Source organism: Pseudomonas sp. ICMP 10191 (genome assembly GCF_001467335.1).
Lineage (GTDB): Bacteria > Pseudomonadota > Gammaproteobacteria > Pseudomonadales > Pseudomonadaceae > Aquipseudomonas > Aquipseudomonas cerasi.
Map to the genome: position 1 here is coordinate 99,382 of NZ_LKGW01000157.1, position 15,375 is coordinate 114,756.

Consider the following 15,375-nt stretch of genomic DNA (forward strand, 5'->3'; position numbering starts at 1 on the left):
ACTATGAAATCGTTATACAAAACTCAATTGGCCGCGCTGTTTCTCGGCTGTATCGCGGTCAGTGCGGCGGCGCAGGCTGAACAGCTCAAGGTCATGACCTCCGGCGGCTTTACGGCTGCGTACAAACTGCTCGGACCGCAATACGCGGCGTCTTCCGGGGACTCGCTGGACACCATTCTCGGCCCATCGATGGGCAAGGCGCCCGAGGCCATTCCGAATCGTCTGGCCCGTGGCGAGCACGCCGATGTGGTGATCATGGTCGGCTATGCGCTGGATGATCTGATCAAGCAAGGCAAGGTAGACCCGGCATCGCGGGTCGAACTGGCTGACTCGCGGATCGGAATGGTGGTGAAAGAGGGCGCGGCCAAGCCTGCGATTGGCACCGACAGTGAGCTCAAGGCGACCTTGCTCAAGGCCAAGTCGGTGGCTTACTCCGACAGCGCCAGTGGCGTGTACATCGAAAAAGAGCTTTTCAAAAAGCTCGGTATCGAGAAGGAACTCGCGCCGAAGGGCAAGATGATCGAGCGCATCCCGGTTGCTTCGGTGGTTGCCAAGGGCGACTACGAAGTGGGCTTTCAACAGGTTGCCGAGCTGCTGCCGATTCCCGGCGTGACGTTCGTGGCGAAGATCCCGGAAGACGTTCAGTCGGTCACCCGTTATGCCGCGGGCATCCCGGTCAATGCCGAGCACCCGAAGGAGGCGAAGGCCTTGCTGGATTACCTGGCCTCCCCGAAAGTCCAGGCCACGGTGCAGTCTACCGGGCTGGATTCAGTTCCCCGCTGAGCGTGACGGCATTTTCCTGACCAGCTGTTCCAGCTCGAGGGCTGCCGGTGTCAAGGTCCTGCCACGACGCTTGAGCAGCCCCACATTGCGCATCACCTCGGGCGCAACCAATGGCACGCTCACCAGAAACGGGTGAGCGGTCATCGGCATGGCAATCGACGGCACCGCAGCCACGCCAAGCCCGGCCTCCACCAGGCCGATCATGGTCGTGACATGGCGGGTTTCGCAGATGCTTTCCTTATGCGGGCGCGACGGTGCCAGCGCCTGATCCAGCACCAGACGATTACCTGAAGTGATGTCCAGGGCGATGTAATCGTGGCGGTACATCTCCTCCCAACTGACGCTTTCGCACATTGCCAGCGGGTGATCCCGTCTGCAGGCCATCACGTAGCGTTCCTGCAGCAGCAGTTCGAAATCCACTTCCGGCGCCAGATTGCCGCTGAAACTCACCCCGAAATCGGCTTCGCCCAAGGCAACCGCACTGTTGACCTCATTGGCGCTGGCGTCCATGACCCGAATTCTGATTTTCGGAAACAGCTGGTGGAAGGCGCTGATCACCTGAGGCATGAAGTAATAGGCGGCTGAAGGCACGCAGGCAATCGTCACGCTGCCCATTCGCGTGGAGCCGACGCCGTCGATGGTCATCAATGCGCTGTCCAGATCGTCCAGAATGCGCTCGACCTGAGGCAGAAATGCGCGGCCAACCGTGGTCAGGCTGACCCTGCGGGTGGTCCGCTCGAACAGCTTCACATTCAGCGCAGATTCGAGCTTTTCTATCCGCCGACTGAGCGCAGGCTGGGTGATCTGTACGGTTTCAGCGGCCTTGCGGAAGCTGCCATTCTCGACCACGGCACGAAATGCCTGGAGGTCGTTGAGGTCGAAATTGATGGGCATTGCGTAACCAGGATGATTGATTCGGTCTGGACATCAATATATCAGGTTGCGCACGTCAGCTCGCAAGGCGGGGAGGCGGGAGGGTTTCGTTGGCACCAGAAACGACAAAGCCCTGAATAATCAGGGCTTTGCGCTGCCAAATATGGCGGAGGCATAGAGATTCGAACTCTAGGACCTGTTACAGTCGGCAGTTTTCAAGACTGCTGCCTTAAACCACTCGGCCATACCTCCACTTCGTTGCGGGCGCCATAATACCGGAATGAAACAAGCTGTCAAACTCTGTGACTAGCCAGTTGCAGCGCCTCTGTTATGATCTTTGCAACTCAACATTTCAACAGCAAGGAGTTTCGCCATGCGCGAACAGGATTACAGCCTTAAAACCGGCATGCAGGCCGACCAGCTCGAGGTTAGTCGTGTCCTGCGCAATACTTACGGTCTTCTCGCCCTGACACTGGCTTTCAGTGGTGTCATGGCATTCGTCGCTCAGCAGATGCGCGTCGGCTACCCGAACATTTTTGTGGTGCTGATCGGCTTCTACGGTCTGTTCTTCCTGACCAACAAGCTGCGTGATTCGGTCTGGGGCCTGGTGTCGACCTTCGCCCTGACAGGTTTCATGGGCTTCCTGCTGGGCCCGATCCTCAACCGTTACCTGGGCATGGCCGGTGGTGCTGAAGTGGTCAGCTCCGCCTTTGCGATGACGGCTCTGGTATTCGGCGGCCTGTCAGCCTACGTACTGATTACCCGCAAGGACATGAGTTTCCTGGGTGGTTTCATCACCGCAGGTTTCTTCGTTCTGCTGGGTGCGGTAGTGGCCGGCATGTTCTTCCAGATCAGCGGTCTGCAGCTGGCTATCAGCGCGGGCTTCGTACTGTTCTCGTCGGTGTGCATTCTGTTCCAGACCAGCGCGATCATTCAGGGTGGTGAGCGTAACTACATCATGGCGACGGTCAGCCTGTATGTATCGATCTACAACCTGTTCATCAGCCTGCTGCAGATCTTCGGCATCATGAGCCGCGACGACTGATCAACAAGGCCTGACTACTAAGGCCGCTCTGCTTGAAAAAAGCCCCGACTCGTCGGGGCTTTTTGCGTTTCTGAGGTACGCAAAAGTGTCAGCCTTGGCCAATGATAATGCTGGCGAAAGTGCCGTTCCCTGCAATTGGCTGGCGAGGGTAACGACCCCATGGCATTCGTGCTCCGTCAGCACCGTAAAATCCTGACCTATCAGTCATATTTATCAACCTTGTTACAGTCTACTCAGGCGTTTATCGGCTATCTCGTCATCACAAAAAATAATATCAGGCGATTCCCCAATGGCTGTAGGTGCTTGCCCATTTGGGGCCACTTGACATCATCGAACAGCGCTGGACACAAGATTTCAAGATGTGTCAGTTTTGTTACGCAACGCGATTTTACGCTTCGCAAAGCGAGTGACTGGACTCTCTCGCTACAGGGGAGAGTCCTGTCGTACCTAACCTGTCACACAGCAAACAAGGAAGTGTCATGACGAAAGTCAAAGAAAATGCTGCAATCCAACTTTCCGCTGCTACCAGCACCTCTTTCGACCAGATCAATGCGTTCGCGCACCAGTATGACCGTGGCGGCAACCTCACGATCAATGGCAAGCCCTCGTATTCGGTCGATCAGGCCGCTGATTATATTCTTCGCGACAACGCCGCCTGGACGGATCGCGATGGCAACGGCACCATCAACCTCACTTACACGTTCCTGACGGCCAAGCCTGCCGGGTTCGACAATTCGCTGGGGACTTTCAGTGCGTTCAACGCGCAGCAGAAAGCACAGGCGGTATTGTCGATGCAATCCTGGGCAGACGTCGCCAAGGTCAGCTTTACCCAGGCGGCTTCCGGCGGCGACGGGCATATGACCTTCGGTAACTACAGCAACGGCAGCGCGGGCGGGGCAGCCTTTGCCTACCTGCCCAGCGGCAACAGCCGCACTGACGGCCAGTCCTGGTACCTTGTCGATAACAGTTACAAGGTCAACACCACCCCGGACAATGGCAACTACGGCCGTCAGACCCTTACTCATGAAATCGGCCATACCCTGGGCCTGTCTCACCCGGGTGACTACAACGCGGGCGAGGGCAATCCGAGCTACAAGGACGCCACTTACGCAGAAGACACCCGTGGCTACAGCGTCATGAGTTACTGGAGTGAGTCCAACACTGACCAGAACTTCGTCAAGGGCGGCGCTCCGTCGTACTCTTCGGCACCGTTGCTGGATGACATCACTGCCGTTCAGCAGCTCTATGGCGCGAACATGAGCACCCGTGCCGGTGATACGGTCTATGGGTTCAACTCCACTGCCGGGCGCGATTTCTACAGCGCCACGTCTGCCTCTTCCAAGGTGGTGTTCTCGGTGTGGGATGGCGGGGGCAAGGATACCCTCGACTTCTCCGGCTTCACCCAGAACCAGAAGATCAACCTCAATGCCGCGTCGTTCTCGGATGTTGGTGGCATGGTGGGCAACGTTTCGATCGCCAAGGGTGTGGTGGTTGAAAACGCGGTGGGCGGTTCGGGCAATGACCTGTTGATCGGCAATGCTGCCGCCAACGACCTCAAGGGTGGTGCCGGCAACGACATCATCTACGGTGGTGGCGGCGCCGACAGCCTGACCGGTGGTGCGGGTGCCGACATCTTCGTGTTTGGCGCCAGCTCCGACTCCAACCGTGCGGGCCAGGATACGATTCGTGATTTCGTCAGCGGTCAGGACAAGATCGACGTATCGGCCATCTCCACGCTGAGCGCGCTGCAGTTCGTCAACGCATTCAGCGGCCACGCTGGCGAGGCGATCCTCAACTATAACCAGAGCAGCAATCTGGGCAGTCTGGCGATCGACTTCACCGGACAGGGCATCGGCGATTTCCTGGTCGGTACCGTCGGTCAGGCAGTCGCTGCTGACATCATCGTTTAACCGGTAAAAATCATGGGCGAGTCGATCGGTCCGCCCATGATCTGGAACGTTCGTCCTTATGAAGCTCAACCGTTTTTTTCAATTCGCTCCAGCCGCTCTTGCGCTGCTGGTGAGCCTTTCTGGAGCATGCATGGCCATGAGTCTGAAACTGCCAAGCCCCGCTGAACTCAGCGGCAGGTGGCACCTTTTTATTCATTCGCAAACCGATCGAGCCTGCGAATTGCAGCTGAATCCCGAGGCGCCCCAACTGGGCGGCGATACCGCCTGCGCCACCAAATGGCTGAACGAAGCACCAGTCGGTTGGTTCCCGACGCCTGACGGTCTCGCCTTGACCGACAAAGAGGGCAATCGACTGATTCATTTCAACCATATGGGAGAGCAGCGCTATGAGGCGAGCCTGCCGAGCGGTCAGGTTCTGAGGCTGGAGCGCGTAGCCGAATAAAGGGCGCCGTCCGTGCACCGAAAAAATGTCCGAAATGAATATCCCCAAGGATGTCGCCCGGCCGCCCACGCGGCTTTCAAGGAAGAACCATGAGTATGTCCTCCCAAGGCAACCCTGCGCCGTTGTACAAAGCACTGGCGGATTACAAGAGCGCCCTGATCGGGGTTGGTTGCTTCACTGCCCTGATTAACATATTGATGCTCGCCCCATCGATTTACATGCTGCAAGTCTATGACCGCGTACTGACGTCGCAGAACCAGACCACCCTGGCCATGCTGACGCTGATGGTAGTCGGGTTCTTTGCGTTTATCGGCTTGCTGGAGATGATCCGCAGCTTTGTGGTGATCCGCATCGGCAGCGAGCTGGAAAAGCGTTTCAATCTGCGCGTCTATCAGGCCGCGTTCGAGAGCAATCTGCACGCCGGGCAGCGTCAGGCCGGACAGGCGCTGGGTGACCTGACCTTCATCCGCCAGTTTCTCACCGGGCCGGCGTTGTTCGCGTTCTTCGACGCCCCTTGGTTCCCCATCTACCTGGCGGTGATCTTCCTTTTCGATCCCTGGCTTGGCGTGCTCGCCAGCGTGGGCACGGTGTTGCTGGTCGGACTGGCCTGCCTCAACGAATGGCTGACCCGCAAACCGCTGGCCGAAGCCAGCGGTTACTCGCAGCAGTCCGCACAATTGGCGACCCGACACCTGCAACAGGCCGAGGCGATCCAGGCGATGGGCATGCTCGAAGTGTTGCGGCGCCGCTGGTTCCATGTGCATGGGCGCTTTCTGGCCCTGCAAAACCGGGCCAGTGACACTGGCGCGGTGATCAGTTCGATCAGCAAGGCCCTGCGTCTGTGTCTGCAGTCGCTGGTGCTGGGCTTGGGCGCATTGCTGGTGATAAACGGAGACATGACCGCCGGCATGATGATCGCCGGTTCGATCCTCATGGGGCGGGTCCTCAGCCCCATCGATCAATTGATCGCCGTCTGGAAACAATGGAGTTCTGCACGCCTGGCTTACGGGCGCCTCGACCAGTTGCTCAAGACCTACGCCGAGCCCGCGCCGCGCATGCCACTGCCGGCACCGCGCGGTCAGATCAGCGCGGAACAGGTCAGTGCTGCGCCTCCCGGCAAAACGTCGCCGACCATTCAACAAGTGAGCTTCCAGTTGCAGGCCGGTGAAGTGCTCGGTGTGCTGGGCGCATCCGGCTCCGGCAAATCGACCCTGGCACGCGTGTTGGTCGGTGTCTGGCCAGTGCTGGGCGGAACGGTACGTCTTGATGGTGCTGACATGCATCGCTGGGACCGAGAGGCGCTGGGCCCCTACATCGGTTATCTGCCGCAGGACATCGAGCTGTTCGGCGGCAGCGTGGCAGAAAACATCGCGCGTTTTCGCGAGGGTGATGCGAGCGCTGTGGTTGCTGCCGCGCAACTGGCGGGCGTACACGAATTGATTTTGCGCCTGCCGCAGGGCTATGACACGCGGCTGGGCGATGATGGCGCTGGCTTGTCCGGAGGTCAGAAACAGCGCGTCGCGCTGGCCCGCGCGTTGTATGGCGATCCACGACTGGTGGTGCTCGATGAGCCCAATTCCAATCTGGATGCCGCAGGTGAAGCGGCGCTGACTCAGGCGATTGCTGAACTCAAGACCCGCGGCTGCACCGTTGTGCTCGTCACCCACCGCACACAGTCTCTGAACCAGACCGATCGTCTGCTGGTGCTGAGCGAAGGTCGCATGCAGGCATTCGGCGCCACGGCTCAGGTGTTGCAGGCCTTGTCCGGGCAGACCTCACCCGCGCAAGCACCGCAAGCACACCCCCAATCGCAATCTCGCCCGGCACCTGCCGGGCTTTCCATGAGCCGTCAGTACGGCACGCAGAACAGGCAGTCCGACGTATGAACAGCCCTATCGACAGTCATTACGCCGTGCCGGGCAAGGAGCGCGGCGTGCAGTTCTTCGTTCGCGCGGGCTGGATTCTCATGCTGGCAGGGGCGGGCAGCTTCTTTTTGTGGGCCAGTCTCGCTCCTCTGGATCAGGGTATTGCCGTGCAGGGGACGGTAGTTGTTTCTGGCAAGCGCAAGGCCGTGCAGTCGCTGGATGGCGGTGTGGTCAGCAAAATTCTGGTCAGTGAAGGCCAATTGGTGAAAGAGGGCGAGCCGCTGTTTCGCCTTGATCAGACTCAGGTCGAAGCCGACGTGCAATCGCTGCGAGCCCAGTATCGAATGGCCTGGGCCAGCCTGGCGCGCTGGCAAAGCGAGCGCGACAACCTTGACGAGGTGCGCTTTCCTGCAGAACTGATTGCCGCCGGGCAGGGGCAAGATCCCGACCCACGGCTGGCGCTGGTGCTTGAAGGGCAGCGGCAGTTGTTCAGCAGCCGACGCCAGGCCCTGGCGCGCGAGCAATCCGGCTTGCAGGCGAGTATCGAGGGTGCCGGACTGCAGCTCGCCGGCATGCGCCGTGCCCGCTCGGACTTGCTGGCTCAGGCTGATTCGCTACGCAAGCAACTGAGTAACCTGGAGCCGCTGGCGCAGAACGGGTTCATTCCCGGCAATCGCTTGCTGGAGTTCCAGCGTCAGCTTTCTCAGGTGCAACAGAGCCTGGCGCAAAACGCAGGCGAAACCGGACGTATAGAGCAAGGTATCGTCGAGTCGCGCCTGCGCCTTCAGCAGCAGCGCGAGGAGTACCAGAAAGAGGTGCGCAGCCAATGGGCCGATGCCCAGGTCAAGGCGCTTACCCTTGAGCAGCAACTGGCCTCGGCCGGTTTCAGTCTGCAACACAGCGCAATCCTTGCGCCGGCTGATGGCATCGCCGTCAATCTGGGCGTGCACACCGAAGGTGCTGTGGTGCGTGCCGGTGAAACCCTGCTGGAAATCGTCCCGCAGGGTACACGTCTGGAAGTCGAAGGGCGGCTGCCGGTGCAACTGATCGACAAGGTCGCCAGCCATCTGCCGGTCGACATCCTCTTTACTGCATTCAATCAAAGCCGCACTCCACGGGTTTCCGGCGAAGTGAGCCTGATTTCCGCCGACCAGATGCAGGATGAAAAAACCGGCCAGCCGTATTACGTGCTGCGCACCTCGGTGGGCGACGCGGCGCTGGAAAAACTCAACGGGCTGGTGATCAAACCCGGTATGCCCGCTGAAATGTTCGTGCGCACGGGTGAACGCTCGCTGCTCAATTATCTGTTCAAACCTTTGCTGGACCGTGCCGGCTCCGCGTTGACGGAGGAATAGGATGTTTCGCCATCCCCTTAAAGCCGCTTTGCTGACGGCCATCCTGCTGGGCATTGCACCTTTGAGCCAGGCCATGGGCCCGTTTCAGGTCTATGAACTGGCGCTTCGCAATGACCCGGTTTATCTGGGCGCACTCAAGGAGCGCGACGCAGGCCTGGAAAACCGGGTGATCGGTCGTGCCGGCTTGTTGCCTCGCGTTTCATACAGCTACAACAAGGGTCGCAACGATTCCAAGGCGACCCTCAAAGGCAGCGCTCAAGACACCACTGACCATCGCCACTACAACAGTTTTGGTTCGAGCCTGACGGTTCAGCAGCCATTGATCGATTACGAGGCGTACGCCAATTACCGCAAGGGGCTGGCCCAGGCGCTGTTTGCCGACGAGACCTTTCGCAGCAAGAGCCAGGAATTACTGGTGCGGGTGTTGACCCTCTACACCCAGGCACTCTTCGCCCAGGACCAGATCAATATCGCGCGTGCCAAGCAGCAGGCGTTCGAACGCCAGTTCGCGCAGAACCGACAGATGTTCGAGCAGGGAGAGGGCACGCGCACCGATATTCTCGAAGCCGAATCGCGCAACGAACTGGCGATTGCCGAGCAGATCGAAGCCAGCGATGAGCAGGACGCGGCCTTGCGCGAGCTTGCCGCGTTGCTGGGCGAGCCGAGTATCGATGTTACGCAACTGGACCCGTTGAGGGACAGCTTTCAGGCGTTGGTCCTGGCGCCGTCCAGCTTTACCGAGTGGCATGCGCTGGCGATGGCCAACAGCCCGATTCTGGCTTCGCAACGTCAGTCCCTGGAAGTGGCGCGATACGAGGTGGAGCGCAATCGCGCGGGGCATCTGCCGACGGTGAATGCTTACGCAAGTATCCGTCAGAATGAATCGGACAGCGGCAACACCTACAATCAGCGTTACGACACCAACACGATAGGCATCGAGCTCAGTCTTCCGCTGTACGCCGGAGGTGGCACCAGTGCCTCGGTGCGCCAGGCCAACAGCAAGCGCGAGCAGGCTGAATACGAGCTGGAGGGCAAGACCCGCGAAACCCTGATCGAGCTGCGTCGCCAGTTCAACGCCTGTGCGTCAGGGGTGGGCAAGTTGCGCGCCTACCAGAAGGCGCTGATCTCGGCGCAGGCACTGGTCGAGTCGACCCGCCAGAGCATTCTGGGTGGCGAGCGCATCAGCCTGGATGCCCTCAACGCCGAGCAGCAGCTCTACAGTACCCGTCGCGATCTGGCAAAAGCCCGTTACGACTATTTGATGGCCTGGATCAAACTGCATTACTACGCGGGCACCTTGCGTGACACCGATCTGGCGCGCATCGACGAGGCGTTCGTGGTGGCGCGCTGATCAAGCCTGCCTGGCGAAGCGTTGTAATGAAAAGGCCGAGAGATCCATATCGCTCTCGCCATCAATACAGCGCTGCGCCAGCGCCAGTCCGAGCCCGGCCGAATGCTTGAAGCCGTGGCCGGAACAGGCCGAGACCACCGTCACATTTTTCAGGTGCGGATGTTCATCGATGATGAAGTGGCAGTCCGGCGTGACCGTGTAAGCGCACACCGAAGACTTGACCACCTTTGGCGTCAGTCCCGCTATCCTGCCCTGCACCTGGGTGCGGAACATTTCCTGTTCTTCCCGCGCGGAGATGGTACGGTCCAGCTGGTCCGCCGCTGACGTCTCGCTGTATTGCTCGGTGGCGACCTTCATGCTGTTTTCACCGGGCAGCGGCGGGAAGCCGTAGTTGACATCGGCGTCGCCCGGCCCGTGACTCAGGATGAAGCTTGGCGACCGCGCAGCAAAGGCAGCCTCGTGCTGCAACTCGAACCAGAACAGCTTTTGCCGGCACACCCGCAGCAGGTCGCTGAACGGTGCGCCGAGCAGCCCGGATGACCACATGCCCGCGCTGACCACGACCTTGTCGGCGATGATCGAGCCCTTGTCGGTGGTGATTCGTACCTGATCGCCATGCGCCTGTAAGTGCGTGACCGTTTCATGGGTCAGCAAACGCGCGCCATGTTGCCTTGCCAGCTTGAGCTGTACGGCGATGCAGCGCTCGGGCCGAACGAATCCGCCTTCGGGTTCGAAATAGCCGATAGCGCTGTCCAGTACAGGAGCGAACTGAGGGAAGCGCTCGCGAATCGCTGCGGCCGCCAGTACCTCGTGCTTCACCCCATAAGTACGGGCCAGCGCGATGGTCTGATGGGTGAAGTCGTTGACGTCCTCGGGATCGTAGGCCGGGCTTGAGGTCATCACCAGCACACCGCATTGCTCGAACAGCGATTCGCCGCTCAATGCTTCAAGTTCGCGCCAGATGCGCTGCGAGCTGCGTACCAAGGGCAGGTATTGCGGACCTTCACCGGCCGACAGCCGCGTGATGCGTGTATCGCCGTGACTGGAGCCTTGTGTGTGCGGAGGGTCGTAGCGGTCGATGCCAATCACATCGACTCCGGCCTTTGCCAGCTGATAGGCAGTGGCTGCACCCATGGCACCCAGGCCGAGTACGGCCACTTTACAACGCTGTTGCATAGGGGAGCCTCGATAAATGGTCTATCTCACTATGGACAGCCTGTCGAATCAACCGCCAAACGTGCATAAGGTTATGTCAGGCGACCTCGTGGGCCATTACAGATGCCATCACACCGGGATTGCAGGCACCCGTCAAAAATTTACGCTTGCACTGCTCAGGGTTTTTAAGGTCCGAAATCGATGAAAAGTTGTCCACGGAAATCGTGGGTATGTCTGTGGGTAACTTTTTGAAACCCTTGTTACACGTGGCTTACAGCTGTGTGGTTATTTTATGAACAGCCCATGTTTTGCACTTCTATGGTGCTGTCGTCCGGGTACAAAACCGGTCCGCTGTAAGCGAATTCGGGCACAAAAAAGAAATATTTTCCAAAAAAAAGCGCGACCCTGATCAGGTCGCGCTGCTTTGCTGCGGGTTCAACCGGCGGCTATCAAGCGACAGGTTGATCGCTCCATTCGCCATTGACCAGACGACGCAGGCCCAGCGGGTTGGCGTTCTGCAACGCGGGTGGCAACTGGCTGTCCGCCAGGTTCTGATAGCAGACCGGGCGCAGGAAACGGTCGATGGCGAGGGTGCCCACCGAAGTACCGCGCGCGTCCGAAGTTGCCGGATACGGACCGCCGTGAACCATGGCTTCACAGACCTCGACACCGGTCGGGTAGCCGTTGAACAGAATGCGCCCGACTTTCTCTTCGAGAATCGGTTGCAGCCAGCTGTACTGGCTCAAGTCCGCAGGCTCGCCGATCACCGTCGCAGTCAGCTGACCACGCAAGGCTTGCAGCGCGTCCTTCAACTGCGCATCGTCAGCGACTTCGATCAGCAGCGTGGTCGGGCCGAAGACTTCCTCTTGCAATAACTGATCGCCGTCCAGCAGCAGGCTGACGTCAGCCTTGAACAACTGCGCCTGAGCCTGCTTGCCTTCCTGAGGCTTGCCGGCCAGATGTGTCACGCCAGGATGCGCCAGAAGATGTTCCACACCCTTGCTATAGCTGCGCAGGCCACCCGCGTTGAGCATGGTCTGCGGAGCCTGACTGCCCATCTGCTCGGTCAGTTGCTCGATGAATGTCGAGAACGCCGGAGAACGCAAGCCGATGACCACGCCGGGATTGGTGCAGAACTGGCCGGCACCCATGACCACCGAGCCGGCAAGCTCCTTGGCCACGGTTTCACCACGTGCCTGCAAGGCGCCTGGCAGCAGCACGACCGGGTTGATACTGGACATTTCGGCAAACACCGGAATGGGTTGTGGACGCTCGGCGGCCATTTTGCACAGGGCGTTACCGCCGTTCAGCGAGCCGGTGAAACCGACCGCCTGGATGGCCGGGTGCTTGACCAGACCTTCGCCGACGCCGTTGCCGAAGATCATGTTGAACACGCCTTTCGGCATCTGCGTACGCTCGGCAGCGCGAATGATGGCGCTGGCCACCAGATCGGCAGTCGCCATGTGACCGCTGTGCGCCTTGAACACCACCGGGCAACCGGCGGCCAGTGCCGCTGCGGTATCACCGCCCGCAGTGGAAAACGCCAGCGGGAAGTTGCTCGCCCCGAACACGGCAACCGGGCCCACGCCGATGCGGTACTGGCGCAGGTCGACGCGTGGCAGCGGCTTGCGATCCGGCAGCGCCAGGTCGATACGGGCACCGACGAAATCACCGCGACGCAGAACCTTGGAAAACAGACGCATCTGGCCACTGGTACGACCGCGCTCACCCTGAATACGCGCCTGGGGCAGGGCGGTTTCCTGGCAGACGATGGCGACGAAGTCATCGCCCAAGCCGTCAAGCTCATCAGCAATGGCGTCGAGGAAATCGGCGCGACGGGCCGGGCTCAACTGACGAAATTCCGGGAATGCAGCCTTGGCAGCCAGTGCCGCAGCGTCGATTTCGCCGTCGGTGGCCTGATGAAAGCTGTAAGGCAGCTCTTCGCCGGTGGTGGCATCCAGGCTTTTTTGCAGGCTCTGGCCCAAAGCGCTGCGGCCGCCAGCGATGAAGTTCTGGCCGAGAATGTTAGGCATCGGTATCTCCTGTTGTTTTGAGGTTGGAGGTCGGCAGGGAAGGTATCCGGACCGGCGCTCCTTATGGGTTGCCGAGTTGCTTTACAGATTGTCAGTGATGGGGCGTCTAAAAGCAGGCCAGCCATCATGTTTTCAGTTATCAGTGGGCAGTCATCGTACAACCTGATTCGCTGCCTGTGCAACTGTCGACCTTATTTGCCAGGCCGAGTGCCTTTGCTCTTTATAGTGCATGGGCGCAGTCAGGTCCTATCGTGGCGCGCGTTCATGACCTTTTAAGGTCTTGCAATGCATCCAGCACCTGACGCAGGGCCTTGCTGACCGGTTTGTCCTGGCGCAAGGCAATTCCCAACGTGCGACTCAGCGCTGTGGCCAGGGGCAGCATCTGCAAGCCGCGGCGATGGTGCAGCGCAGCAACGGCCATTCGCGGCACGATGCTGTAGCCCAGGCCTGCAGCGACCATTTCCTTGATCGCTTCGATGCTGCCCAGTTCCATGACCGGTTTTACCCGGATCCCGGCGTGCAGGAACCATTCATCGATCAGCAGGCGCGTGCTGCTGCCTGCTTCGAATACGACCAGCGGCTGTGTGCTGAGGTGCTCCGGAGTCATGTGTGCCGGCATCGGTCGCTGGCTGCTGGCGAAAATCGCCACGAACTCATCTTCGAGCAGCGGTGTGATGTGCAGGCTGCGGCCGGAGGCGGGCAGGGTGACCAGTGCCAGGTCCAGAAGGTTTTCTTCGACCGCCTTGAGGATGCCGTCGGTGTTGCCGGTGCTGACGCGCACATCCAGTTCGGGGAAGCGCCGACGTAGCGCCTGCAACATGGGCGGCAGCAGATGGATGCAGGCTGTCGCGCCGGTGCCGATGGCGACTTTCCCGGCAATGCCGCTGGCATGGCTGGACAACTCCTGCAGGGCGTCTTCGACCACGGCATCGATGCGCGCGATATACTCCAGCAGTACATTGCCAGCGGAGGTGAGTTTGAGGCGTTTGCCGACCCGTTCGATCAGTTGCAGCTTCAGTTGTTCTTCCAGCTGTCGCACGTGCAGGCTGACGGCTGGCTGGGTCAGGTGCAAACGCTCTGCCGCCGCGGAAAAACTGCCATGGGCGATGACCAGCGAAAACGTGTGCAGGTGATTGAGGTTCAGCCGACGCATGACAAAGTATTTCTTATACTGTGGATGACAAATCATAGCTTTTTTAATGCTGTGGCGGGCTGCATCATTACGGCCTTCACACACATTCGTACAGAGTCTGGACATGACTTCAACCCTTGACCTGCGTGACGCCCGCGACGATGACATGCCCGCCGTGCAGGCGATTTACGCTGACCATGTGCTGCACGGGATTTCCAGCTTCGAGCTGGAGCCGCCCGATCTGGCCGAATTGCTGCAGCGTCGTCGCATGGTCCTCGCCAAAGGCTTGCCGTATCTGGTCGCCGAGCGCGCCGGAGAAATTGTCGGCTATGGCTATGTCACGCCGTATCGACCTCGCCCAGGCTACCGCTTTACCGTGGAGGATTCGGTGTACGTGCGCGACGGACTCGGCGGTCAGGGGATCGGCCAGGCGCTGTTGAGCGCCCTGGTGCAGCACTGTGAAGCGGGCGGCTGGCGGCAGATGATTGCGGTTATCGGCAATAGCCAGAATATCGCTTCGTTGCGCCTGCATGAGCGTCTTGGCTTTCGCCGGGTCGGCGTGTTCGAATCGGTCGGTTTCAAGCATGGCCGCTGGGTAGACACGGTACTGATGCAGCGCATGCTGGGCGAGGGCTGGGCCAGTGTTCCAGTGGAGCGCACCTGACCCTGCCATGGCTCTGCTGTACAAAATTAAATTGTCGAACAATCTGGCTCAATAGCGTTGCCAGCGCTTGCCTGAATCGTTAGGGTACGCGGCTGTTCAAGAAGGAGCCTGATATGACTCGGCATGACCCCACGGAAAAGGGCACGGCAGTCACTCGACAGCGACGCGCGCCAAAGGGCGAGAAGCGCCGGGAAGAACTGCTCGATGCGGCCCTGCAAGTGTTTTCCCTTGAAGGCTACACCGGCGCTTCAGTGGCCAAGGTGGCAGCCATCGTCGGTATTTCCGTCGCCGGACTGCTGCACCATTTTCCGAGCAAGATCTCGCTGCTGATGGGCGTGCTGGAGCGACGCGATGAGGTCAACGGCCGAATTGCTGCTGAAGTCCGCACCGATAACACCCTGACCGGTCTGCTCGGCGGCTTGCGCGCGATCAACCGCTCCAACGCTACGGCGCCCGGCGTGGTACGTGCGTTTTCGATCCTCAATGCGGAAAGTCTGCTGGAAAACCAGCCTGCCTTTGAATGGTTCCAGACGCGCTACAAGCGCATTCACGCGCACTTGCTGGGACAGTTTTCGGCCTTGGTGGAACGCGGGGAGGTACGTGCGGATGTGGATCTGGACAAGATCATCCGGCAGATTCTGGCGATGATGGATGGTTTGCAGATTCAGTGGTTACGCTTTCCCGATCAGGTGGACCTGGTCGAGTGTTTCGATACCTACATTGCGCAGGTCGATGCAGCGGTAAGGGCTCGTCCCTGAGCCTTTATT

Annotated in this window: 13 protein-coding genes and 1 tRNA gene; 9 read left to right on the forward strand and 5 right to left on the reverse strand. The window is 59.8% G+C overall.

Annotated elements, in window-relative coordinates; all coding sequences use genetic code 11:
• The first annotated feature begins 3 nt into the window (after window positions 1-3).
• Entirely contained in the window at window positions 4-783 is a 780-nt protein-coding gene (locus AO388_RS23655; RefSeq protein ID WP_003371792.1) for a substrate-binding domain-containing protein, read from the forward strand.
• Here the strand turns inward: AO388_RS23655 and AO388_RS23660 are convergent.
• Together AO388_RS23660 and AO388_RS23665 are read right to left on the reverse strand one after the other, a co-directional pair.
• On the reverse strand, window positions 769-1,677 hold the full coding sequence (locus AO388_RS23660; protein WP_044308814.1) for a LysR family transcriptional regulator: 909 nt from the start codon (window positions 1,675-1,677) through the stop codon (window positions 769-771). The two genes, AO388_RS23655 and AO388_RS23660, sit on opposite strands and share 15 nt — an antisense overlap.
• A gap of 143 nt (window positions 1,678-1,820) precedes the next feature.
• A tRNA-Ser gene (locus AO388_RS23665) sits at window positions 1,821-1,908 on the reverse strand.
• A 121-nt stretch (window positions 1,909-2,029) separates the two neighbouring features.
• Here AO388_RS23665 and AO388_RS23670 point away from each other — a divergent pair.
• The 6 genes from AO388_RS23670 (at window position 2,030) to AO388_RS23695 (ending at window position 9,624) form a co-directional block, all read left to right on the forward strand.
• Window positions 2,030-2,701, forward strand: a complete 672-nt coding sequence (locus AO388_RS23670; RefSeq protein WP_003317937.1) for a Bax inhibitor-1/YccA family protein — start codon at window positions 2,030-2,032, stop codon at window positions 2,699-2,701.
• 479 nt (window positions 2,702-3,180) lie between these two features.
• Entirely contained in the window at window positions 3,181-4,611 is a 1,431-nt protein-coding gene (locus AO388_RS23675; protein ID WP_058417284.1) for a serralysin family metalloprotease, read from the forward strand.
• 58 nt (window positions 4,612-4,669) lie between these two features.
• Window positions 4,670-5,053, forward strand: coding sequence for a protease inhibitor Inh/omp19 family protein (locus AO388_RS23680; protein WP_096136707.1), 384 nt, complete (start codon window positions 4,670-4,672; stop codon window positions 5,051-5,053).
• An 89-nt stretch (window positions 5,054-5,142) separates the two neighbouring features.
• Entirely contained in the window at window positions 5,143-6,939 is a 1,797-nt protein-coding gene (locus tag AO388_RS23685) for a type I secretion system permease/ATPase (protein WP_058417285.1), read from the forward strand.
• Complete coding sequence (locus AO388_RS23690; RefSeq protein WP_003435991.1) at window positions 6,936-8,273, forward strand: HlyD family type I secretion periplasmic adaptor subunit; 1,338 nt, start codon at window positions 6,936-6,938, stop codon at window positions 8,271-8,273. Before AO388_RS23685 ends, AO388_RS23690 begins: the two co-directional genes overlap by 4 nt.
• A gap of 1 nt (window position 8,274) precedes the next feature.
• Entirely contained in the window at window positions 8,275-9,624 is a 1,350-nt protein-coding gene (locus AO388_RS23695; RefSeq protein WP_054081080.1) for a TolC family outer membrane protein, read from the forward strand.
• Here the strand turns inward: AO388_RS23695 and solA are convergent, their stop codons facing one another.
• The 3 genes from solA to AO388_RS23710 all read right to left on the reverse strand — a co-directional run bounded on the left by solA (window position 9,625) and on the right by AO388_RS23710 (window position 13,965).
• Window positions 9,625-10,800 (reverse strand): N-methyl-L-tryptophan oxidase, encoded by a 1,176-nt coding sequence (gene solA / locus AO388_RS23700; protein WP_003435989.1) that lies wholly within the window; start codon window positions 10,798-10,800, stop codon window positions 9,625-9,627.
• A 428-nt stretch (window positions 10,801-11,228) separates the two neighbouring features.
• Window positions 11,229-12,812: an aldehyde dehydrogenase (NADP(+)) gene (locus tag AO388_RS23705; RefSeq protein ID WP_058417286.1), complete on the reverse strand. Its 1,584-nt coding sequence runs from the start codon at window positions 12,810-12,812 to the stop codon at window positions 11,229-11,231.
• A gap of 262 nt (window positions 12,813-13,074) precedes the next feature.
• Complete coding sequence (locus AO388_RS23710; RefSeq protein WP_058417287.1) at window positions 13,075-13,965, reverse strand: LysR family transcriptional regulator; 891 nt, start codon at window positions 13,963-13,965, stop codon at window positions 13,075-13,077.
• Window positions 13,966-14,068: 103 nt separating this feature from the next.
• On the opposite strand from AO388_RS23710, the gene AO388_RS23715 reads away from it, so the two are divergent.
• Window positions 14,069-14,608: a GNAT family N-acetyltransferase gene (locus AO388_RS23715; RefSeq protein ID WP_003371825.1), complete on the forward strand. Its 540-nt coding sequence runs from the start codon at window positions 14,069-14,071 to the stop codon at window positions 14,606-14,608.
• 113 nt (window positions 14,609-14,721) lie between these two features.
• Entirely contained in the window at window positions 14,722-15,366 is a 645-nt protein-coding gene (locus AO388_RS23720; RefSeq protein ID WP_046719247.1) for a TetR/AcrR family transcriptional regulator, read from the forward strand.
• The last annotated feature ends 9 nt before the right edge of the window (window positions 15,367-15,375 follow it).